We start from the raw sequence: 23,044 nt of genomic DNA on the forward strand, positions 1-23,044 counted from the left end.
TTGTGATGGTCTGTGTTGGCGATACCCATGAAAAAGGCGCCCTGGGGCGCCTTCTTCAGTACAGCGGTATCGCTCAGGCCAGTGCCTTGGACGCCAGCCAGAACAGGCCGGCCGCCAGGCCCATCGAGGCCGGCAGGGTCAGTACCCAGGCCAGCAGGATGGTCTTGACGGTGCCGCCTTGCAGGCCGCTCTTGTTGGCGACCATGGTGCCGGCAACGCCGGACGACAGCACATGGGTGGTCGAGACCGGCAGGGCGAACACGTTGGCCATGCCGATGGCGCAGGCTGCGGTGATCTGGGCCGACATGCCCTGGGCATAGGTCATGCCCTGCTTGCCGATCTTCTCGCCGACGGTCAGCACCACACGCTTCCAGCCAACCATGGTGCCCAGGCCCAGGGCCAGGGCGACGGCCACGATCACCCAGAACGGGGCGTATTCGGTGGTCGCGGTCAGGTCCTTGCGCAGCTTCTCGAGGTCGGCCTTTTCACGGGCGTCCAGGCCAGGCAGCTTGCCGACCTTCTTCGCGGTGTCGTCCAGGCACAGCAGGTAGCGGCGCACTTCGACGCGTTTCTCGGCTTCCAGGGCGCGATAGTCGGTCACACCTTGCAACGAGCTTTGCAGCGCGGCGATGGTTGGCTCCGTCTGCTGCGGGTTGCAGCTGAACTGCTCCGGCAGGTCGCTGGCCTGTGCCTTGCCCAGGGCCAGGAATTCGCCCAGGGTAGCGGCGTTGCGCTGGTAGAACTGGCTCAGGTGCGTGGTCGCGTCGCGGGTGCGCTCGATCTGGTAGGTGGTGCTGTTCAGGTCGAGAACGAACTTGGCCGGGACGATACCGATCAGCACCAGCATGATCAGGCCGATACCTTTCTGGCCATCGTTGGAACCGTGCACGAAGCTCACGCCCATGGCCGAAATCACCAGCACCAGGCGGTTCCAGAACGGTGGGTGCTTCTTGTCGTCGAGCTTGCGACGCTGCTCTGGCGTCTTGTGCATCTTCGACAGCGGGCGCCACCATTTCAGGCCAATCAGCACCAGTGCAGCGACAGCGAAACCGGCCATTGGCGAGACCACCAGCGACATGGCGATGTCGATCGCCTTCTGCCAGTTGACGCCATCGCCCAGCGGAATGTCGTTGATCAGCGCGTTGGCCAGGCCCACGCCGAGGATCGAACCAATCAGGGTGTGCGAGCTGGAGGCGGGGATGCCGAAGTACCAGGTGCCGAGGTTCCAGGTAATGGCAGCGGCCAGCAACGAGAAGACCATGGCCAGGCCATGCCCGGTATTCACATTGATCAGCAGTTCGACCGGCAGCAGGTGCACGATGGCATAAGCCACCCCGACGCCGCCGAGCAGAACGCCGAGGAAGTTGAACACCCCGGAGAAGAACACGGCCAGGTGTGGTGGCATGGCTTTGGTATAGATGACGGTGGCTACCGCGTTTGCGGTGTCATGAAAGCCATTGATGAACTCGAATGCGAGCACGAAGGTCAGGGCGAGCAGCAGGCTCACCAGTACCCAGGCATCCAGTCCGCTGAATAAATCGATCATGAAGGTTGTCTGGCGGTCATAGGGGGGCGGGATTATGCCAGAAAACCTTGGCAATCGATGCACCCACTGCTGACCGATGGCAGCTTTGTGAGCGCCCTCTCAGCCCAGCAGGTGACGTGATCTGGCAGAAAAAGTTCCGTTAAAAATCAAGAAATTGCCAAAAATTCGTTAAATTTCTGGAAAAATCTTGGCGCGGAAGCGCTTCAAACGGTTGTATGAAATTTGTGTAATTCCATTTCATCCTCGGCCTTTCGGTAAAGATCGGCCGCGTCGAGGGCGCCTGGCCCGCGACGTGATGGCAGTGCAGCAGGCAGCTCAGGGCTGCTCGCTGCGCAGTTCCTTTTCCATTTTTTCCAGTTCCTGGTTGAACGCCTGGTCCTGAACGGTGGCGCGTTTGCGCCAGGGCTTGCGTTCCGGTTCCGGTTGCGCGGCATAGGTGGTGACTTCACCACCGTATACTTCCTTGTAACGTTCTGCCTGGCGCTCGAGTTCCGCGCGCAGTTCATCTTTCGTCACAGTAATACCTGAATGAGTAGAAGTGGCTGATGTTGCGTGCAGGTACAAGTTGCCCATGCACGACGTGCTGGTTGGCGGATGAAAGCCGGGCCAGTATTCCATTGCCGGAGTGTTTATCCAGGCCAGCGGAATCGATTATAGCAATCGGTAAATCGCCAAACAGGGATATTTATGTAATAGCGTGCAAAGTTTCAAGGTCTCAGGCGGCCTGTACAAACTTTGAGCAAACAGCTTCGGGAAGAGTTCACTGTCTTTTGACCGCAGGGCGGAAATAAAACGGCCCCGCACGAGGCGAGGCCGTTGCCTGGGGACTTCTACGGTGGGTACCTGACCAGTCTCTCCAAAGAAGCCACATGTGGCAGGAGAAAGGTATAAGTAAATTTGTCGGCGGTCAATTGCGATTATCGGCCGTTCGTTCGATAATCGCACGAGCCAGCGATTTTTTTGAGGTGAGCGATGAACGACGAAACCACGGCCAACGAATCTGCCAACCCAGAGGCGATACGCCCGAGCGCACCCGCACTGGCACCGCCGATCGTGGCCTCGCCGGCCAAGCGCATTCAGGCGTTTACCGGTGACCCTGACTTCATGACCTCCCTGGCGCGTGGCCTGGCGGTGATCCAGGCCTTTCAGGAGCGCAAGCGCCACCTGACCATTGCCCAGATCAGCCATCGCACCGAAATCCCCAGGGCCGCCGTGCGCCGCTGCCTGCACACGCTGATCAAGCTGGGTTACGCCACCACCGACGGGCGCACCTATTCGCTGTTGCCGAAAGTGCTGACCCTGGGCCATGCCTACCTGTCGTCGACGCCGCTGGCGGTATCGGCCCAGCCCTATCTGGACCGCATCAGCGACCAGTTGCACGAGGCTGCCAACATGGCCACCCTCGAAGGCGACGACATTCTTTATATAGCTCGTTCGGCCACTGTGGAGCGGCTGATATCGGTCGATCTTTCGGTTGGCGGGCGGTTGCCGGCCTATTGCACGTCCATGGGCCGCATCCTGCTGGCGGCGATGGACGACACCAGCCTGCGCGAGTACCTCGACCGCGCCGACCTCAAGGCGCGCACCAGCCGTACCCTGAATGACCCCGAGTCGCTTTTCGCCTGCATCCAGCAGGTGCGGGAGCAGGGCTGGTGTGTGGTCGATCAGGAACTGGAGCAGGGGCTGCGCTCGATCGCCGTGCCTATCTATGATGCGTCCGGGCAGGTGCTGGCGGCACTGAACGTGAGCACCCATGTCGGGCGGGTCACACGCAGCGAGCTTGAGCAGCGCTTCCTGCCGATTCTGCTGGCGGCCAGCCGCGACCTTTGTCACCAGTTGTTCGGTTGACGGTGTTGGCGACACTGTTTCCTGTTCGATAAACGCACAGTGTCGCTCCGGGTGAATTGCGCCACCCGCCATCGCTGATTAATGTCTCTCGCAACGGTCGGCTCTGCCGACCGATACAAGAAAAACATAAGAGGCGCATCCCATGACCACTGTCACTCGACTGCCGCGGCCGCACCCGTTCGCAGTATCGTTGTATCCAGGCTGATTCAGGCCGCACTTATTCGATATTCAAGCCCTGTGCTCTTGACCCAAGTGCAGTGGCCCGACCGTGCCCCCTTTCTGGATAACAACAATGAACCAACCTCACGCTGTCGGGAATAATCTCGACGTCCAGTCGTTCATCAATGAACAACCGCTGTCGCGCTATCAGTGGCGGGTGGTGATCCTCTGCTTCCTGATCGTTTTCCTCGATGGCCTCGATACTGCGGCCATGGGCTTTATCGCGCCTGCCTTGTCGCAGGAGTGGGGCATCGACCGTGCCAGCCTCGGCCCGGTGATGAGTGCCGCGTTGATCGGCATGGTGTTCGGTGCCTTGGGCTCCGGGCCGCTGGCCGATCGTTTCGGGCGCAAGGGCGTGCTGGTCGGTGCGGTGCTGGTGTTCGGTGGTTTCAGCCTGGCTTCGGCCTATGCCGGCAACGTCGACCAACTGCTGGTGCTGCGTTTCCTGACGGGCCTGGGGCTGGGGGCGGGGATGCCCAATGCCACCACGCTGCTGTCCGAATACACCCCGGAGCGCCTCAAGTCGCTGCTGGTGACCAGCATGTTCTGCGGCTTCAACCTGGGCATGGCCGGTGGTGGTTTCATCTCCGCGAAGATGATCCCGGCCTACGGCTGGCACAGCCTGCTGGTGATCGGTGGCGTGCTGCCGTTGCTGCTGGCCGTGGTGCTGATGGTCTGGCTGCCGGAATCGGCGCGCTTCCTGGTGGTGCGCAACCGCGGTAACGACAAGGTGCGCAAGACCTTGGCACCGATCGCGCCGGCGGTGGTGGCGCAGGCGGCCAGCTTCAGCGTACCGGAGCAGAAGGCCGTGGCTGCGCGCAACGTGTTTGCGGTGATCTTCTCCGGGACTTACGGCCTGGGCACGGTGCTGCTGTGGCTGACCTACTTCATGGGCCTGGTGATCGTCTACCTGCTGACCAGCTGGCTACCGACACTGATGCGTGACAGCGGCGCCAGCATGGAACAGGCCGCGTTCATCGGTGCGTTGTTCCAGTTCGGCGGCGTACTCAGCGCCGTAGGGGTAGGCTGGGCCATGGACCGCTTCAACCCGCACAAGGTCATTGGCATCTTCTACCTGCTGGCCGGGGTGTTCGCCTACGCCGTGGGCCAGAGCCTGGGCAACATCACCGTGCTCGCTACCCTGGTGCTTGTGGCTGGCATGTGCGTCAACGGCGCGCAGTCGGCCATGCCATCGCTGGCCGCACGCTTCTACCCGACCCAAGGCCGCGCCACAGGCGTATCGTGGATGCTGGGCATCGGCCGCTTCGGCGCGATCCTCGGGGCCTGGAGCGGTGCAACGTTGCTGGGCCTGGGCTGGAACTTCGAGCAGGTGCTGACTGCATTGCTGGTGCCGGCGGCGCTGGCAACGGTAGGCGTGATCGTCAAAGGGTTGGTGAGCCACGCCGACGCGACCTGATCAGGCGGGGGCCGCCTGGCGGCCCCGTCATCGGAGATGGATAGCAGGGCAACATTTTGTTCGATAACCGCACGTTTAGTCGATTATCGAATTGTAAGCGAACCCTCAGTCTCCTTAATCTGGGCTCAACGTAGCACCCCTGGCAGGAGAAGCCTGATGCGTGAAGTATTTATCTGTGACGCCATCCGCACCCCGATCGGCCGCTTCGGCGGCGCCCTGGCCGGCGTGCGTGCCGACGACCTGGCAGCCGTTCCGCTGAAGGCGTTGATCGAACGCAACCCGTCGGTACAGTGGGATCAGCTCGACGAAGTGTTCTTCGGCTGCGCCAACCAGGCCGGTGAAGACAACCGCAACGTCGCGCGCATGGCCCTGCTGTTGGCTGGCCTGCCAGAGAGCGTCCCCGGTGTGACCCTGAACCGCCTGTGCGCCTCGGGCATGGACGCCATCGGCACGGCCTTCCGCGCCATTGCCAGCGGTGAAATGGAGTTTGTGATTGCCGGCGGCGTCGAGTCGATGTCGCGTGCGCCGTTCGTCATGGGCAAGGCCGAAAGCGGCTACTCGCGCAACATGAAGCTGGAAGACACCACCATCGGCTGGCGTTTCATCAACCCATTGATGAAGAGCCAGTACGGCGTTGACGCGATGCCGGAAACCGCCGACAACGTGGCCGACGACTACCAGGTATCCCGCGCTGACCAGGACGCCTTTGCCCTGCGCAGCCAGCAGAAGGCTGCTGCGGCCCAGGCCGCCGGGTTCTTTGCCGAAGAGATCGTGCCGGTGCGTATCGCCCACAAGAAGGGTGAAACCATCGTCGAGCGTGACGAACACCTGCGCCCTGAAACCACCCTCGAAGCGCTGACCAAGCTCAAGCCGGTCAACGGCCCGGACAAGACCGTCACCGCAGGCAACGCCTCGGGCGTCAACGATGGCGCTGCGGCACTGATCCTCGCCTCGGCCGAGGCGGTGAAGAAACACGGCCTGACCCCACGTGCCCGCGTACTGGGCATGGCCAGCGCCGGTGTTGCCCCGCGTGTCATGGGTATCGGCCCGGTGCCGGCGGTACGCAAGCTGACCGAGCGCCTGGGTGTGGCGGTGAATGATTTCGATGTGATCGAGCTCAACGAAGCCTTTGCCAGCCAAGGCCTGGCGGTGCTGCGTGAGCTGGGTGTGGCCGACGATGCGCCGCAGGTGAACCCCAACGGCGGGGCGATCGCCCTGGGCCACCCGCTGGGCATGAGCGGTGCCCGCCTGGTGCTGACTGCGCTTCACCAGCTGGAGAAGAGCGGCGGGCGCAAGGGCCTGGCGACCATGTGTGTGGGCGTCGGCCAAGGGCTGGCTTTGGCTATCGAGCGGGTTTGACCTGTACCGGCCTCTTCGCGGGACAAGCCCACTCCTACAAGGGAACCACGCTGCCCCTGTAGGAGCGGGCTTGTCCCGCGAAGAGGCCGGCACTTACGACACAAGGCCAATTGCCAGCCCGCAAGCGGAACGAGTGTGTTACTAGGTATGTCTAGACTTACCTAGGACCCCTCCAGGAGTAAAACCGTCATGACCTCAACCTATTACACCGGTGAAGAGCGCAGCAAGCGCATCTTCGCCATCGTCGGTGCCTCTTCGGGCAACCTGGTGGAATGGTTCGACTTCTACGTCTATGCCTTCAGCGCGATCTACTTCGCCGCGTCCTTCTTCCCCTCCGACGATCCCACCGTGCAGCTGCTCAACACGGCCGGCGTATTTGCTGCGGGCTTTCTGATGCGCCCGATCGGTGGCTGGATCTTCGGCCGCCTGGCCGACCGCCATGGCCGCAAGAACTCCCTGATGATCTCGGTGCTGATGATGTGCTTCGGCTCGCTGATGATCGCCTGCCTGCCGACCTATTCGAGCATCGGTGCCTGGGCACCCGCGCTGCTGTTGCTCGCGCGGCTGATCCAGGGCCTGTCGGTGGGTGGCGAGTATGGCACCACGGCGACCTACATGAGTGAAGTGGCCCTGCGCGGTCAGCGCGGCTTCTTCGCGTCGTTCCAGTACGTGACCCTGATCGGCGGCCAGTTGCTGGCGGTGCTGGTGGTGGTGATCATGCAACAACTGCTGACCGAGGAAGAGCTGCGTGCCTGGGGCTGGCGCATTCCGTTCGTGGTCGGTGCCATCGCCGCGCTGATCTCGCTGATGCTGCGCCGCTCGCTGCACGAGACCAGCAGCGCCGAAACCCGCAAGGACAAGGACGCCGGCACCATCAAGGGGCTGTTCCGCAACCACACCGCAGCGTTCATTACCGTGCTGGGCTACACCGCCGGTGGCTCGCTGATCTTCTACACCTTCACCACTTACATGCAGAAGTACCTGGTCAATACGGCAGGCATGCCTGCGAAGACCGCCAGTTTCGTGATGACCGGCGCGCTGTTCCTGTACATGGTGATGCAGCCATTCTTCGGCATGCTCTCCGACCGGATCGGTCGGCGTAACTCGATGCTGCTGTTTGGCGCGTTGGGCACGATCTTCACCGTACCGCTGCTGATGGCGCTGAAGACCGTGAGCAGCCCGTTCATGGCCTTCGTGCTGATCACCCTGGCCCTGTGTATCGTCAGTTTCTACACCTCGATCAGTGGCCTGGTGAAAGCCGAGATGTTCCCGCCGCAGGTCCGTGCGCTGGGCGTGGGCCTGGCTTACGCAGTGGCCAACGCAGCGTTTGGTGGTTCGGCCGAGTATGTGGCCCTGGGGCTGAAGACCATGGGTATGGAAAACACCTTCTACTGGTACGTGACGGCCATGATGGCGATTGCCTTCCTGTTCAGCCTGCGTCTGCCGAAGCAGGCGGAATACCTGCACCACGATGATTAAGGACGTTGCATGAGCAACCAATTGTTCGACGCCTACTTCACTGCGCCGGCCATGCGCGACGTGTTCTCCGACCGTGGCCGTCTGCAGGGCATGCTCGACTTCGAGGCCGCGCTGGCCCGTGCCGAGGCTGCTGCCGGCCTGGTGCCGCACAGTGCCGTGGCGGCCATCGAGGCGGCCTGCCAGGCCGAGCGCTATGACGTGCGGGCGCTGGCCGATGCCATCGCCACCGCCGGCAACTCGGCGATCCCGCTGGTCAAGGCGCTGGGCAAGGTGATCGCCAGTGGTGTGCCCGAAGCCGAGCGCTACGTGCACCTGGGCGCCACCAGCCAGGATGCGATGGATACCGGGCTGGTGTTGCAGTTGCGCGATGCACTGGCGCTGATCGAAGCGGACCTCGGCAAGCTGGCCGAGACCCTGGCGCGCCAGGCCTTGCAGCATGCCGACACGCCACTGGTTGGCCGCACCTGGCTGCAACATGCCACGCCAGTGACTTTGGGCATGAAGCTGGCGGGTGTACTCGGTGCCTTGACCCGCCATCGTCAGCGCCTGCAGGAACTGCGCCCGCGTCTGCTGGTGCTGCAGTTCGGCGGTGCCTCCGGAAGCCTGGCGGCCCTGGGCAGCAAAGCCATGCCGGTGGCTGAAGCGCTGGCCGAGCAGCTCAAGTTGACCTTGCCCGAGCAGCCTTGGCACACCCAGCGTGATCGCCTGGTGGAGTTCGCCTCGGTGCTGGGCCTGGTTGCCGGCAGCCTGGGCAAGTTCGGCCGTGATGTCAGCCTGCTGATGCAGACCGAAGCCGGCGAGGTGTTCGAGCCTTCCGCGCCGGGCAAGGGCGGTTCCTCGACCATGCCGCACAAGCGCAATCCGGTAGGTGCTGCAGTGCTGATCGGTGCCGCTACCCGCGTGCCGGGCCTGCTTTCGACGCTGTTCGCTGCCATGCCCCAGGAGCATGAGCGCAGCCTCGGCCTGTGGCATGCCGAATGGGAAACCTTGCCGGACATCTGCTGCCTGGTCTCTGGCGCCCTGCGCCAGGCCCAGGTGATCGCCGAAGGCATGGAAGTGGATGCCGAGCGCATGCGCCGCAACCTTGACCTGACCCAAGGCCTGGTGCTGGCCGAAGCGGTGAGCATCGTGCTCGCCCAGCGCTTGGGCCGTGACCGTGCCCATCACTTGCTGGAGCAGTGCTGCCAGCGGGCTGTGGCCGAACAGCGCCATCTGCGCGCCGTACTGGGGGACGAGCCGCAGGTCAGTGCCGAGCTGAGCGCGGAAGAACTCGACCGTCTGCTCGACCCTGCTCATTACCTCGGCCAGGCCCGCGTCTGGGTGGCGCGCGCCGTGGCTGAACATCAACGTTTGACTGCCTGAAGGAGACCGCTGTGGCGCACTTGCAACTGGCCGATGGCGTACTGAACTACCAACTCGATGGCCCGGCTGATGCTCCAGTGCTGGTCTTGTCCAACTCGCTGGGTACCGACCTGGGCATGTGGGACAGCCAGATTCCGCTGTGGAGCGAACACTTGCGCGTGTTGCGCTACGACACCCGTGGCCATGGCGCTTCGCAGGTCACTGAAGGCCCTTACAGCATCGAGCAACTGGGCCAGGATGTACTGGCGCTGCTCGACGCGCTGGACATCCAGCACGCGCACTTCGTCGGCCTGTCGATGGGCGGCCTGATCGGCCAGTGGCTGGGTATTCATGCCGGCGCACGCCTGCACAGCCTGACCCTGTGCAACACCGCAGCCAAGATCGCCAACGACGAGGTGTGGAACACCCGAATCGACACCGTGCTCAAGGGCGGCCAGCAAGCCATGGTCGACCTGCGCGATGCCTCCATCGCCCGCTGGTTCACCCCGGCGTTTGCCCAGCAGCAGCCGCAAGAGGCCCAGCGCATCTGCCAGATGCTGGCGCAAACCAGCCCGCAAGGGTATGCCGCCAACTGTGCGGCCGTGCGTGACGCCGATTTCCGTGAGCAACTGGGCCGTATCCAGGTGGCGACGCTGATCGTTGCGGGCTCTGAAGACGTGGTCACCACGCCGGAGCATGGCCGCTTCATGCAGGCCGGTATCATCGGTGCCACCTACGCCGAGTTCCCGGCGGCGCACCTGTCCAACGTCGAGATTGGCGAGGCATTCAGCCGCCGCGTGCTCGACTTCCTGCTGGCTCGCTGAGGAATTGGCCATGGACGAGAAACAACGTTACGACGCTGGCATGCAGGTTCGCCGCGCAGTGCTGGGTGATGCCCACGTGGACCGCAGCCTGGAGAAGCTCAACGACTTCAACGGCGAGTTCCAGGAAATGATCACCCGCCATGCCTGGGGCGACATCTGGACCCGCCCAGGCCTGCCGCGCCACACCCGCAGCCTGATCACCATCGCCATGCTGATCGGCATGAACCGCAACGACGAGCTCAAGCTGCACCTGCGCGCGGCGGCCAACAACGGCGTGACCCGCGACGAGATCAAGGAAGTGCTGATGCAGAGCGCGATCTACTGCGGCATCCCGGCAGCCAATGCTACCTTCCACATGGCCGAGTCGGTGTGGGATGAGCTGGGCGTAGAGTCGCGGGGTTAAACCCCGCGCACGGCCACCGGCCCGGCATTGGCTTCCACGGCCTGTTTCAGTGCCGGGCACAGGCCCAACATGAATGCCGCTTCAGCCACCACGAACAGCGGGCCGATGATCAGCCCGCTGATGTCGTCGACGAACGCCGGCTTGCGGCCTTCGTAATGATGCCCGATGAACTGGATGATCCAGCCCACCACGAACGCACCCAGGCCGGCGCTGAGCCACAGGCCGGTGGATTGCGTGGCCAGTGCCTGGCCGATCCACAGGCACAGGCCCAGCAGCAGGCCCATGACCAGACCGAAACGCAGGTCCAGGCGCAGGTAGAAGCGCACGGCAGCGGCTGCGGCGAGCAGGGCGGGGGATAACCAGATGCCGGCCAGGTCCCAGCCGGGACGCGACAGCAGCACCGTGACGGCGACGACGATCAGCGGAATGCCGACGAAGTGGGTGGCGATGTTGCGTGGGTCGCGGTGGTAGTTGGCGTATTGGCTCAGGTGCTCGACGAGGTTTTTCATTGTTGTTCCTCCCTGGGTGGCCGATGTCTCGATATAGCTGAGAATAGCCTGCGGTCACCACCATCATCAGTTCAGCGAATGGCAGCAGCGCGCGTTGGTGCATCCAGCCCCACCAAGGTCTCGATCATCGCCCGTGCTGCCGGTGACAAGCGGTAGCCGCTGCGGCTGACCACCCCACACCTTATGCTCAGCACTTCCAGTGCCGGTGGCAGGTTGCGCCAGTGCAGGCGCACCAGGCGCCCGCTGGCAAGGTCTTCGGCCACGGCTTCTTCGCTGGCCGTGCCCACGGCATCGCTGGCCAGCACCACGCTGCGCAATACCGCCAGGTGCTCGGTCTGCAGGTGCGGGATAAAATCGCTGCGCCCGCTCAGGTTGGCCAGGCGCTTGCGCACGCCGGGGGCGAGCAGGGCACTGGCCAAGGGGTAGGCGAACAGGTCGTTGGTCGACAGGCTGTCCTTGGCCAGCAGCGGGTGTCCGGGGCGGCAGAAGAACAGCCCGGGGCGCGGCGTGAGCGGTTCGGTGTGGAAATTGGGGTCGGCTTCGAAGGGGCGGATGTCATCGACGAAGAACTCGATCTGCTCGCGGCGCAGGGCCTGACCCAGGCGCTCGGCATTGTCCACCACCAGCGCAGTGCGGATGCCGGGGTGGCTGGCGAGGAAATGTTGCAGCGCTTGCGGGACCAGGCGCACGGCCAGGGCTGGGCCGCTGCCGAAATGCAGCTCGCCAGCGTCGAGCTTGGTCATCTGCAGCACTTCGTTGCTTAGCTGAGTGGCACCTTGCACCAGGCGGCGGGCGTGCTGCAGCACCACCAGGCCCTCGGGGGTAGGGGGCAGGGCCTTGCTGGCGCGGTCGACCAAGGGGCAACCGAAGGTGTGTTCGAGACCCTGGATGGCCCGGCTGAAGGCGGGTTGGGTGATGCCCATGGCTTCGGCGGCACGGACGAAACTGCGGTATTCGGTGAGGGCGATGAAGTAGCGCAGTTGGCGAAGGTCCATGTCGAGGCTCTGCGGCGGGGAACAGGGCTCGATTTAAGCGGTTACTTCATATGTCGTCAAAGAAGGTTTATGGATTTGTATATTTCTTTTGGTTATTTATTCAAACATCTGGCCTCTTCGCGGGACAAGCCCGCTCCTACAGGTTGCGTGGATACCTGTAAGAGTGGGTTTGTCCCGCGAAGAGGCCAGTGAACTCAGAGCAGATTCAACGGATAGCTCACGATCAACCGGTTCTCGTCGAACGAGTTGGTGCTGAAATCCCGGCGCATGGTGGAGTTGCGCCACTTCACCGACAAGTCCTTGAAGGTGCCGGACTGGATCACATAGGCCAGCTCGCTCTCCCGCGCCCATTCCTTGCCGTCGGTCACGCCACCGGCGGTGACATTGTCGCCCTTGATGTAGCGGTTCATCAGGGTCAGGCCGGGGATGCCGACGCTGACGAAGTTGAAGTCGTGGCGTACCTGCCAGGAGCGTTCCTTGGCATTGTCGAAGCTCGAGTTGTAGCTGTCGTTGGCCAGGGTGCCGCCACTGGTGCCGTTGACCCGCAGCCAGGCATTGTCACCGCTGACCTTCTGCAGGCCGAGGTAGAAGGTGTTGCCCTTGTAGCGCGCCGACAGCATCGCCGAGGCGGTCTTGTTGTCCAGCTGACCTGCGCGTTCGGCACCATCTTCCTTGCCCCAGAAGTAGCCCAGGTTGGCGCCCAGGGTCCATTCGCCCAACGGCTGGCTGTGCACCAGGTTGAGGTACTGCTGGCGGTAGATATCCTTGAGCTGGGCGTCCCATAGGCCGATCATGGTGCGCTTGTCGTTGAAGGTGTACTCACCGCCGCCGAAGTTGAAGCGGTCGGAAGTGAAGGCCGCGCGGCCGTTGAGCGACATGTCTTCCATGCTGGCATCGTTGCGCGGGCTGTTGCCGCGGAACTGGCCGGCATACAGGGTCAGGCCTTCGATCTCTTTCGAGGTGAGCTGGCCACCGCGGAAAGTCTGCGGCAGCGAACGGCCGTCATCCGAGCGCAGGATCGGCAGTACCGGCATCCATTCACCGACTTTCAGTTCGGTCTCGGACAGCTTGGCTTTCAATGCCACGCCCAGGCGGCCGAAGTCGTCGGCGGGGCGGCCGTCGTCATGCACCGGCAGCAGCTGGGTGTTGGCGGTGCCTTTGCCGCCATCGAGCTTGATCGAATACAGGCCTAATACGTCCACGCCGAAGCCGACAGTGCCTTGGGTGAAACCGGAGCGGGCATCGAGGATGAAGCTCTGGGTCCATTCTTCGCCCTTGCCCTGCGGGTAGGCGGGGTCGACGAAGTTGCGGTTGATGTAGAAGTTGCGCAGGTTGAGGCTGGCCTTGGCGTCCTCCATGAACCCGCCGCTGTCGGCGGCGTATGCAGGCAGGGCGCAGGAAATGGCCAACAGGCCGGGCAGCAGCTGGCGTGCGGGTTGCGAAGTGCTCATCTGTCGTAAATCTCTTGTTTTTATGGGCGAACCGCTGCGCTGCAGGATGCGGCCTGCAGGCGCGGGTCTTTTGATGAACTTGCGAAGCGTTGCGTAGGGAATGGTGCTGGGCAGGGCGGGGGTGAGGCAATTCGCCGCAAACGGTATTGGGCGATAATCGAACGCTATGTTCCGTCTGGTTAATTTTGCTCAACAAAAAGCCCAGCGCGAGGCTGGGCTTGAGGGCTGTTGCCGGTCTATCAGCTCTTAGGTGTGTCCACCGAAGCCTGCTGGTTGGCCTGGCCAGACTGCTCGTACCAGCCACCGCCGAGCGCCTTGTACAGGTTGACCTCGCTGGTCAGCTGCGAGAGGCGGTCGGTGATCAGCGATTGCTGGGCGCTGAACAGGTTGCGCTGGGCATCGAGGAAGGTCAGGTTGCTGTCGATACCGATGCGGTAGCGGCGTTCGGCCAGGCGGTAGTAGTCCTGGTTCGCCTGAACCAGGTCGCGTTGCGCCTGCAGCTGCTCTTCAAAGGTCTTGCGCGCCGCCAGGCCATCGGAGACTTCCTGGAAGGCGGTCTGGATGGTCTTTTCGTACTTGGCGACGTTGATGTCCTTCTGGATCTTCGAGTAGTCCAGGCTGGCCTTCAGGCTGCCGGCGTTGAAGATCGGCAGGTTGATCTGCGGCTGGAACAGCCAGGTGCCCTGGCCGCCCGCGAACAGGTGGCCCATGTCGGGGCTCAGGCTGCCGGCATTGGCGGTCAGGCTGATGCTCGGGAAGAACGCTGCGCGGGCTGCACCGATGTTGGCATTGGCGGCCTTGAGCAGGTGTTCGGCTTCCTGGATGTCCGGGCGACGCTGGAGGATGTCGGACGGCAGGCCGGCCGGTACGTCGGCCAGCTGGTCAGCATTGAGCTCCAGCGGCTTGGCCAGGTCGGCCGGAATGCCGGTACCCAGCAGCACGGTCAGGCTGTTGACGTCCTGGGCGACCAGGCGCTGGTACTGCGAGTACTTGACCCGAGCGCCTTCCACGGCAGTGCGCGACTGGCTGACGTCGAGCGCCGAAGCCACACCGACTTCGTTACTGCGACGGGTCAGGTTGTAGCTTTCCTCGTAGGTCTTGAGCGTCTCTTCGGTCAGCTTGAACAGCGCCTGGTCGGCCTGCCAGGTGTAGTAGGCGTTGGCCACGCTGGCCACCAGGGCGATCTGCGTGGAACGGCGCGCCTGTTCACTGGACAGGTAGGTTTCCAGGGCCTGCTCGGTCAGGCTGCGGACGCGGCCGAACAGGTCCAGCTCATAGGCGCTGACGCCCAGGGTGGCCGAGTACTGGCTGGTGATGCTGGACTCACCGGTGGTCGACATGTTCGCCGGCACGCGCTGGCGGCTGCCGCTGCCAGTGGCCGAAACTGCCGGGAACAGGTCGGCACGCTGGATGCGGTACTGGGCACGGTAGGCGTCGAGGTTCAACGCCGCCACACGCAGGTCACGGTTGTTCACCAGCGAGGTCTGGATCAGCTGCTGCAGTGCCGGGTCATGGAAGAACTGGCGCCAGCCCTGTTCGGCGGCGGCCACGTCGGCCGACTGGGTCGGCGAGTACGCAGGGCCTTGCGGCCACTGCGCAGCCACCGGCGATTCCGGGGTCTGGTAATCAGGGATCAGCGAGCAGCCGCCGAGAATGAAAGCGGTTACCGCCAGGGACAACAAAGACTTGGTCATTGCCCAGCCTCATAACGTGGAGTTTCAGGGGTGACGTCCTTTTCCGGCTCTTTGCTGCCGAACAGCGACGACACTGCGACGAAGAATAGCGGTACCCAGAAGATTGCCAGCACGGTCGCACTGATCATGCCGCCGATCACGCCGGTGCCGATGGCATGCTGGCTGCCGGCGCCAGCGCCGCTGGCGATGGTCAACGGTACCACGCCGAGGATGAACGCCAGCGAGGTCATGATGATCGGGCGCAGACGCATGCGGCACGCCTCGATGGCCGAGTCGTACAGGCTGCGGCCCTGCTCATGCAGTTCCTTGGCGAATTCGACGATCAGGATCGCGTTCTTCGCCGCCAGGCCGATGGTGGTCAACAGGCCGACCAGGAAGTACACGTCGTTGGACAACCCGCGCAGGCTGGTGGCGATCAGTGCACCGATGATACCCAGCGGTACTACCAGTACCACGGCGATCGGGATCGACCAGCTTTCGTACAGCGCTGCCAGGCAGAGGAACACGAACAGTACCGAGAGGGCGAACAGCGCCGGCATCTGCGAACCGGAGAGTTTTTCCTCGTAGGACATGCCGGTCCAGGAGAAGCCGACACCGGCTGGCAGTTCGCCAGCAATGCGCTCGACTTCGGCCATGGCCTCACCGGTACTGTAGCCCGGCGCCGGGGCACCGAGGATTTCCATCGCTTCGACGCCGTTGTAACGCGACAGCTTCGGCGAACCGTAGGTCCATTCGCCCTTGGCGAAGGAGGAGAACGGCACCATCTCGCCGGCGCCGTTGCGCACGTACCACTTCTGCAGGTCTTCCGGGCTCATCCGCGAGTTGGGTTCACCCTGGATGTACACCTTCTTGACCCGGCCACGGTCGATGAAGTCGTTGACGTAGCTGGCACCCAGGGCAATCGACAGGGTGTTGTTGATGTCGGCGATGGTCACGCCCAGGGCGCTGGCACGTTCGTCATCGATGGTCAGCTGGTACTGCGGTTCATCGTTCAGGCCGTTCGGGCGCACGGCGCTGAGGATCTTGCTTTGCGCGGCCTTGGCCAGGAACTGGTTGCGCGCTTCCATCAGCTTGGCATGGCCGACACCGCCGCGGTCCTGCAGGAACACGTCGAAACCGGTGGCGTTACCCAGTTCCAGTACCGCAGGCGGGGCGAAGGCGAACACCATCGCATCGCGGAAGGTGAAGAAGTGTTGCTGGGCGCGCTGGGCAAGGTTGAACACGCTGTTCTCGGCCGAACGCTCGCCCCACGGTTTGAGCATGATGAACGCCATACCGGAGCTCTGGCCACGGCCGGCGAAGTTGAAGCCGTTGACGGTAAATACCGACGCTACGGTGTCGGACTCTTCCTTGAGCAGGTACTCACGCATCTGGTCGACCACCACCTGGGTGCGCTCGGCACTGGAGCCGGCCGGCGTCTGCACCTGGGCGAACAGTACACCCTGGTCTTCTTCAGGCAGGAACGCGGTAGGGATGCGGGCGAACAGCCAGATCATGCCGACCACGATCAGCGCATAGGCCAGCAGGAACGGCACCTTGTTGCGCAGGATCGCACCAACGCTACGCTCGTAACTGTTTACGCTGCGGTCGAAGTTGCGGTTGAACCAGCCGAAGAAACCACCTTTGGCGGTGTGGTGCTCGCCTTTCTTCAGCGGCTTGAGCATGGTTGCGCACAATGCCGGGGTGAAGATCAGCGCCACCAGCACCGACAGGCCCATGGCCGAGACGATGGTGATGGAGAACTGCCGGTAGATCACACCGGTAGAGCCGCCGAAGAACGCCATGGGCAGCAGTACCGCCGACAGCACCAGGGCGATACCCACCAGGGCGCCCTGGATCTGCTCCATGGAGCGCTTGGTCGCCTCCTTGGGCGGCAGGCCTTCCTCGGACATTACCCGCTCGACGTTCTCCACCACGACGATGGCGTCGTCCACCAGCAAGCCGATGGCCAGGACCATGGCGAACATGGTCAGGGTGTTGATGCTGAAGCCTGCGGCGGCAAGGATGCCGAAGGTACCCAGCAACACCACCGGGACAGTCATGGTGGTGATGATGGTGGCGCGGAAGTTCTGCAGGAACAGGTACATCACCAGGAACACCAGGACCACGGCTTCGATCAGGGTGTGGATCACGCCGCTGATCGATTCGGTGACCACCGGAGTGGTGTCATACGGGAATACCGCTTTCACCCCAGGCGGGAAGAACGGTTCCAGGTCGGAAATGGTCTTGCGCAGGGCCTTGGCGGTGTCCAAAGCGTTGGCGCCGGTGGCCAGTTTTACCGCAAGGCCGGAAGCCGGCTTGCCGTTGAACTGTGCGCTGACCGCGTAGTTTTCGCCGCCCAGGCCGACCTGGGCAACATCGCCCAGCCGCACTTGCGAGCCGTCGTTGTTGACCTTGAGCAGGATCTTCTCGAACTGCTCGGCGGTTTGCAGGCGGGTCTTGCCGATGATGGTGGCGTTCAGCTGGGTACCCGGCATGGCCGGCAGGCCGCCGAGCTGGCCGGAGGACACCTGCACGTTCTGCGCGGCAACCGCGGTCTTGACGTCGACCGGGGTCAGCTGGAACTTGTTCAGCTTGGCCGGATCGAGCCAGATACGCATGGCGTACTGCGCACCGAACACCTGGAAGTCACCGACACCGGCAGTCCGCGAAATCGGGTCCTGCATGTTGGAGACGATATAGTTGGCCAGGTCGTCCTTGGTCATGCTGCCGTCTTCGGACACCAGGCCGATCACCAGCAGGAAGTTCTTCACTGCCTTGGTAACACGGATACCTTGCTGCTGCACTTCCTGTGGCAGCAATGGGGTGGCCAGGTTCAGCTTGTTCTGCACCTGGACCTGGGCGGTGTCAGGGTTGGTACCCTGCTCGAAGGTGGCGGTAATGGTCATGCTGCCGTCGGAGTTACTTTCCGACGACACATAACGCAGGTTGTCGATACCGTTGAGCTGCTGCTCGATGACCTGCACCACGGTGTCCTGCACGGTCTGCGCCGAGGCGCCCGGGTAGGTCACGGCGATGGCGATGGCCGGCGGCGCGATGCTCGGGTACTGGTTGATCGGCAGCTTCAGGATCGACAAGGCGCCGACCAGCATGATCACCAAGGCGATCACCCAGGCGAAGATCGGGCGATCGATAAAGAACTTCGACATGGTTTACTCCGCTTTGGCGTCTGCTTTGGCCGCGTTGGCCTGATCAGGGCTGCCTGGCTTCTTGACGTTGGTGGCGTCGCTGACCTTGACCTCGACGCCAGGGCGTACGTACTGCAGGCCTTCGGTGATCAGGCGGTCGCCCGGGTTCAAGCCGTCCTCGATCAGCCAGTCGCTGCCCAGGGTACGGCTGGCCTTGAGCTGGCGCAGTTCGACCTTGTTCTCCTGGTTGACCACCAGTGCGGTCGGCGCGCCCTTGAGGTCGCGGGTCACGCCCTGCTGCGGGGCCAGGATGGCGTTGGCGTTGACCCCGGCCTTGAGCCGTGCATGCACGAACATGCCAGGCAGCAGGGTGTGATCAGGATTGGGGAAGAGCGCACGCAGGGTCACCGAACCTGTGGTCTCGTCAACCGAGACTTCAGAAAACTCCAGGCGACCGTCCTGCTTGAACAGGCTGCCATCTTCAAGCACAAGCTGCACCGAGGCGGCGTTGGCGCCGGCCTTCTGCAGTTGGCCGCTTTCCAGGTCACGGCGCAGCTTGAGCAGCTCGGCAGTGGACTGGGTGACGTCGACGTAGATCGGGTCGAGTTGCTGGATGGTGGCCATGGCGTTGGTCTGGCCATTGCTCACCAGGGCGCCTTCGGTGAACGAGGAGCGGCCAATGCGGCCGCTGATCGGGGCGAGGACCTTGGTGTAGCGCAGGTCGATCTGCGCGCTTTTCAGCGAAGCTTCAGCCTGCAATCGTTTGGCACTGGCATCGTCGTATTCCTGCTTCGATACCGCCTGTTCGTTGACCAGCTGCTTGTAGCGCTCGGCCAGCGACTTGGTCGACTGCAGGTTGGCCTGGGCATTGGCCAGGGTAGCCTCGTACACGGCAGGGTCGATCTGGTACAGCTGCTGGCCTTCCTTGACCTCGCTGCCTTCCTTGAACAGGCGCTTGAGGATGATGCCATTGACCTGCGGGCGCACTTCGGCGACGCGGTAGGCAGTGGTACGCCCTGGCAGTTCCGAGGTCAGGGTGAAGGACTGTGGCTGGATGGTCACGACGCCGACCTGAGGAGCCTGCGCTGCGGGCGCGGCTTCTTCTTTCTTACAGCCACTTAGCAGGGTTGCCAGGGCGACGGCGGAAACCAGAGCGGTAACGGCTGGCTTGAGTTGCATGAGGATCCTCGGGTCGCAAGAGCAGTGAGACGCTCAAGAGTAATGGAAGAGTCTTGTCAGAAAAAAACTATCCGGTGGATAAATAGCTTGCTAAGGAATATACTTACATTCATGGTTGTTTGTAAATACCGCTGGGTAGTACTTGGCTACTGCCACAGCCCTTGATTAGCCCATCCGGGAGGCACCCTGCAGAGGTGACCCCGGCGGATGTCCCGCGAGCGAAGCGCAGCGGGCCCAGATGAGGTTGTACTGCCATGGTCCGTCGAACCAAAGAAGAAGCCCAGGAGACCCGCGCCCAGATCATCGAGGCAGCGGAAAAGGCCTTCTACAAGCGCGGGGTTGCGCGAACCACACTGGCCGACATCGCCGAGCTGGCGGGCGTGACCCGGGGTGCGATCTACTGGCACTTCAACAACAAGGCGGAGCTGGTGCAGGCATTGCTCGACAGCCTGCATGAAACCCATGACCACCTGGCGCGGGCCAGTGAAAGCGAAGACGAGCTGGACCCGCTCGGCTGCATGCGCAAGCTGTTGCTGCAGGTGCTCAACGAGCTGGTGCTGGACGCCCGTACCCGGCGTATCAATGAAATCCTGCATCACAAGTGCGAGTTCACCGATGACATGTGTGAAATTCGCCAGCAGCGCCAAGGCGCGGTGCTGGACTGCCATGTGGGCATCGACCTGGCGCTGGCCAATGCCGTTCGCCGTGGTCAGTTGCCGGCGGAGCTGGATGTCGGGCGCGCTTCTGTCGCCTTGTTCGCCTATGTCGATGGCCTGATCGGGCGCTGGTTGCTGCTACCGGACAGCTTCGATCTGCTGCGCGACGCGGAAAAATGGGTCGACACAGGGCTGGATATGCTGCGCTTGAGCCCCGCGCTACGCAAATGACACTTTGTTAAGGATTGTGAGGGAGTGTTTCCCTTGTTTATTAACGGAGTATTAATGCCTTGGGCTGACACCTTGTGGAAGCGGGCTTAACGGCCGCGCAATTGCCGGTCCGGCAGCGCCAGGGCCGCCAGCAGCCCCAGCAAGGCAATTCCAGCACTGCCCAGCAACAACTGACGGAACGTCTCCAGCAGTTTCATCTGCGTGTGTGGGTCCGCCTCACCTGCCTTCAGGCTCCCCAGCAGCGGGTTGCCCAGCAATTCGAAACCACCTTGTTGCAGCAGCGCCAGCAGCAGGCTGGACATGCATGCCACGCCCATGGCCCCGCCGAGTGAGCGGAACAGGTTGGTAGTACTGGTGGCCACGCCTATATCCTTGCTTTCCACCGCGCTTTGCGTGCCCACCAGCGAGGTCGGGAACTGCAGGCCACAGGCGATGCCGGTCAGCAGCATGAACACGGCACTGAGCAAGCCAGACTGCGGTGGGGTGATGGCCATGGCGAAGATTGCCACGGGCATCAGCACGGCACCCGTTAGAATCTGTGGTTTGAAGCGCCCGGTGCGGCTGGTCATGCGGCCACCGGTGTAGGCGCCCAAGGGCAGGCCCATGACCAGCGGCAGCAGGTGTAGCGCGGCGCTGTCGGCACCGGCACCAGTGATGCCTTGGTAGCGCAGCGGTATCAGCATGGTCAGCGAAATCGACTGGAAGCTGGCGAAGAAGATCACCCCCCAGCACAGCACGGCCACCCGGTTGCCGAACAGGCCCATGGGCAGCAGCGGTTCCTGGCAGCGCCGCTCATGGCCAATGAACAGGCTCAGGCCAAGCAAGGCGCAAGCGAACAGGGTCAGCACCGCGGGTGCGCTCCACGCCTGGCCTTGGCCGACCAGCGTGATGCCCAGCAGCAGACTGCCAAGGCCGAGGATCATCAGCGCGGCGCCAAGGTAGTCGACCTGGGCCTGACGGTGCTGCACCGGCATACCGGCCAGGGCGCGACGGATCGCCCACAGTGCGACCAAGCCCAGCGGCAGGTTGATCCAGAACACCCAGCGCCAGGACAGGTACTCGGTCAGCCAGCCGCCGAGCACAGGCCCGGCCACGCTCGCCACGGCGTACATGCTGCTGAAGTAGCCCTGGTAACGGCCGCGTTCACGCGGTGGCACGAAATCGCCGATGATCGCCTGGCTCACCGACACCATGCCGCCGGCACCAATGCCTTGCAGCACGCGCGCCATGACCAGTTGCTGCATGTCCTGGGCCAGGGCGCAGGCGATCGAGGCCAGGGTGAACAGGCTGATACCGGTGAGAATCATGCGTCGCCGGCCATACAGGTCGCCGAGCTTGCCGTAGATCGGCACGGCCACGGTCATCGCCACCATGTAGCCGGAAATCACCCAGGCCAGCAGGCCGACATCGTTGAACTGCGCCGAGATGGCCGGCAGTGAGACGGCGACGATGGTCTGGTCGAGGGCGCCGAGGAAGATGGCCAGCATCAGGGCGGTCAACACGTTGCGCAGGACAGTCGGGGGCAGGGCGGCAGTCACGGGGGTACCTTGTCAGGAAGGGCGACGCGAATAGCGGGATTGTAACCCGAGTTAGGTAGCTTCCTATGTACTATCTGCATCCCCTATGCAAGATCGGCATTGGCGCATTCATTCAGCGCTGCATGGCCGCGTGATATCGTTGGTATGCCACAGGGGTTGTAAGTCGCGGCTTGCACCAGCTTGGTGCAGCTTATTGCCGCAGGGTTTACACGCCGCTGTCTCCCACACCTTTTATTCCTCTGCCTGCATGTCGAGCATGACCGCCCAGATGGCGACGGTTGGAACAGGTCAGGTAGACCCGATTCAGGGGTCGGTAGCAACCGTTCAATTTCTACATATATAAGCGGAGTGATCATGCCCAAGGCTTCCCATCAAGATCTGCGTTTTGCCTTCCGCGAGCTGCTCGCTTCAGGTTCCTGCTATCACACCGCATCCGTGTTCGATCCGATGTCGGCACGCATCGCTGCCGACCTGGGCTTTGAAGTCGGCATCCTAGGCGGTTCGGTGGCCTCGTTGCAGGTGCTGGCCGCACCGGACTTCGCCCTGATCACCTTGAGCGAGTTCGTCGAGCAGGCCACCCGCATTGGCCGCGTGGCGCAACTACCGGTGCTCGCCGATGCCGACCACGGCTATGGCAATGCGCTCAACGTCATGCGCACGGTCATCGAGTTGGAGCGCGCTGGCGTCGCTGCGCTGACCATCGAAGACACCCTGTTGCCTGCCCAGTTCGGGCGCAAATCCACCGACCTGATCTCGGTCGAAGAGGGCGTTGGCAAGATTCGTGCGGCACTGGAAGCGCGCGTCGACTCGTCGCTGTCCATCATCGCCCGGACCAACGCCGGCGTGCTCACCACCGAGGAAATCATCGTCCGCACCCAGAGCTACCAGAAGGCCGGTGCCGACGGTATCTGCATGGTCGGGGTGAAGGATTTCGAGCAGCTGGAACAGATTGCCGAGCACCTGACCGTGCCGTTGATGCTGGTGACCTACGCCAACCCCAACCTGCGCGACGACGAGCGCCTCGCTCGCCTTGGCGTGCGTATCGTGGTCGATGGCCATGCCGCCTACTTCGCCGCGATCAAGGCCACCTACGACTGCCTGCGCCTGCAGCGCGGCCGGCAGAACAAGTCCGAGAACCTCAGCGCCACCGAGCTCTCGCACACCTACACCCAGCCTGAGGACTACATCCGCTGGGCCAAGGAGTACATGAGCGTCGAGGAGTGATTG

18 protein-coding genes are annotated in these 23,044 nt (G+C 63.0%); 9 read left to right on the plus strand and 9 right to left on the minus strand.

All coding sequences use genetic code 11. From position 1 onward, the window contains the following. Positions 1-73: 73 nt before the first annotated feature. Both C2H86_RS16960 and C2H86_RS16965 read right to left on the minus strand, forming a co-directional pair. Entirely contained in the window at positions 74-1,546 is a 1,473-nt protein-coding gene (locus C2H86_RS16960; RefSeq protein ID WP_159409030.1) for an inorganic phosphate transporter, read from the minus strand. A 315-nt stretch (positions 1,547-1,861) separates the two neighbouring features. After that, complete coding sequence (locus C2H86_RS16965; RefSeq protein WP_159409031.1) at positions 1,862-2,062, minus strand: hypothetical protein; 201 nt, start codon at positions 2,060-2,062, stop codon at positions 1,862-1,864. Between the two features lie 456 nt (positions 2,063-2,518). Here C2H86_RS16965 and pcaR point away from each other — a divergent pair, with 456 nt between their 5' ends. The 7 genes from pcaR (at position 2,519) to pcaC (ending at position 10,436) form a co-directional block, all read left to right on the plus strand. Next, entirely contained in the window at positions 2,519-3,394 is an 876-nt protein-coding gene (pcaR, locus tag C2H86_RS16970) for a pca regulon transcriptional regulator PcaR (protein WP_181004539.1), read from the plus strand. 292 nt (positions 3,395-3,686) lie between these two features. Beyond that, positions 3,687-5,030 (plus strand): MFS transporter, encoded by a 1,344-nt coding sequence (locus tag C2H86_RS16975; RefSeq protein ID WP_159409032.1) that lies wholly within the window; start codon positions 3,687-3,689, stop codon positions 5,028-5,030. A gap of 153 nt (positions 5,031-5,183) precedes the next feature. Continuing rightward, complete coding sequence (gene pcaF / locus C2H86_RS16980; RefSeq protein ID WP_205524627.1) at positions 5,184-6,389, plus strand: 3-oxoadipyl-CoA thiolase; 1,206 nt, start codon at positions 5,184-5,186, stop codon at positions 6,387-6,389. A gap of 189 nt (positions 6,390-6,578) precedes the next feature. Continuing rightward, positions 6,579-7,868: an MFS family transporter gene (locus C2H86_RS16985; RefSeq protein ID WP_159409034.1), complete on the plus strand. Its 1,290-nt coding sequence runs from the start codon at positions 6,579-6,581 to the stop codon at positions 7,866-7,868. 9 nt (positions 7,869-7,877) lie between these two features. Next, positions 7,878-9,230 (plus strand): 3-carboxy-cis,cis-muconate cycloisomerase, encoded by a 1,353-nt coding sequence (locus C2H86_RS16990; protein WP_159409035.1) that lies wholly within the window; start codon positions 7,878-7,880, stop codon positions 9,228-9,230. 11 nt (positions 9,231-9,241) lie between these two features. After that, a complete protein-coding gene (gene pcaD, locus C2H86_RS16995) occupies positions 9,242-10,033 on the plus strand; it encodes a 3-oxoadipate enol-lactonase (RefSeq protein ID WP_159409036.1) in 792 nt (263 codons plus the stop codon). A gap of 10 nt (positions 10,034-10,043) precedes the next feature. After that, on the plus strand, positions 10,044-10,436 hold the full coding sequence (gene pcaC, locus C2H86_RS17000) for a 4-carboxymuconolactone decarboxylase (protein WP_085675148.1): 393 nt from the start codon (positions 10,044-10,046) through the stop codon (positions 10,434-10,436). On the opposite strand, the gene C2H86_RS17005 is transcribed toward pcaC, so the two are convergent. The 6 genes from C2H86_RS17005 to ttgA all read right to left on the minus strand — a co-directional run bounded on the left by C2H86_RS17005 (position 10,433) and on the right by ttgA (position 19,392). Beyond that, the gene (locus C2H86_RS17005; protein WP_159409037.1) at positions 10,433-10,945 is read right to left on the minus strand and encodes a DUF962 domain-containing protein; all 513 of its coding nucleotides are present in this window, start codon (positions 10,943-10,945) and stop codon (positions 10,433-10,435) included. The two genes, pcaC and C2H86_RS17005, sit on opposite strands and share 4 nt — an antisense overlap. Positions 10,946-11,016: 71 nt before the next feature. After that, a complete protein-coding gene (locus C2H86_RS17010) occupies positions 11,017-11,940 on the minus strand; it encodes a LysR family transcriptional regulator (RefSeq protein ID WP_159409038.1) in 924 nt (307 codons plus the stop codon). A gap of 194 nt (positions 11,941-12,134) precedes the next feature. Next, positions 12,135-13,391, minus strand: a complete 1,257-nt coding sequence (locus tag C2H86_RS17015) for an OprD family porin (RefSeq protein ID WP_159409039.1) — start codon at positions 13,389-13,391, stop codon at positions 12,135-12,137. 239 nt (positions 13,392-13,630) lie between these two features. Further along, entirely contained in the window at positions 13,631-15,085 is a 1,455-nt protein-coding gene (locus C2H86_RS17020) for an AdeC/AdeK/OprM family multidrug efflux complex outer membrane factor (protein ID WP_159409040.1), read from the minus strand. After that, positions 15,082-18,234, minus strand: a complete 3,153-nt coding sequence (ttgB, locus tag C2H86_RS17025; RefSeq protein ID WP_159409041.1) for a multidrug efflux RND transporter permease subunit TtgB — start codon at positions 18,232-18,234, stop codon at positions 15,082-15,084. Before ttgB ends, C2H86_RS17020 begins: the two co-directional genes overlap by 4 nt. Before the next feature lie 3 nt (positions 18,235-18,237). Next, positions 18,238-19,392, minus strand: coding sequence for a toluene efflux RND transporter periplasmic adaptor subunit TtgA (gene ttgA / locus C2H86_RS17030; protein WP_159409042.1), 1,155 nt, complete (start codon positions 19,390-19,392; stop codon positions 18,238-18,240). A 254-nt stretch (positions 19,393-19,646) separates the two neighbouring features. Here ttgA and ttgR point away from each other — a divergent pair, with 254 nt between their 5' ends. Next, positions 19,647-20,279: an efflux transport transcriptional regulator TtgR gene (gene ttgR, locus C2H86_RS17035; RefSeq protein WP_110636002.1), complete on the plus strand. Its 633-nt coding sequence runs from the start codon at positions 19,647-19,649 to the stop codon at positions 20,277-20,279. An 86-nt stretch (positions 20,280-20,365) separates the two neighbouring features. Here ttgR and C2H86_RS17040 read toward each other — a convergent pair whose 3' ends face one another. Continuing rightward, complete coding sequence (locus C2H86_RS17040) at positions 20,366-21,817, minus strand: MDR family MFS transporter (RefSeq protein WP_159409043.1); 1,452 nt, start codon at positions 21,815-21,817, stop codon at positions 20,366-20,368. Between the two features lie 354 nt (positions 21,818-22,171). On the opposite strand from C2H86_RS17040, the gene C2H86_RS17045 reads away from it, so the two are divergent. Continuing rightward, positions 22,172-23,041 carry an isocitrate lyase/PEP mutase family protein gene (locus tag C2H86_RS17045; protein ID WP_060508469.1) on the plus strand — a complete coding sequence of 290 codons (870 nt, stop codon included), beginning with the start codon at positions 22,172-22,174 and terminating at the stop codon, positions 23,039-23,041. The last annotated feature ends 3 nt before the right edge of the window (positions 23,042-23,044 follow it).

Origin of the sequence: Pseudomonas putida, from assembly GCF_009883635.2 — a bacterium.
Lineage (GTDB): Bacteria > Pseudomonadota > Gammaproteobacteria > Pseudomonadales > Pseudomonadaceae > Aquipseudomonas > Aquipseudomonas putida_W.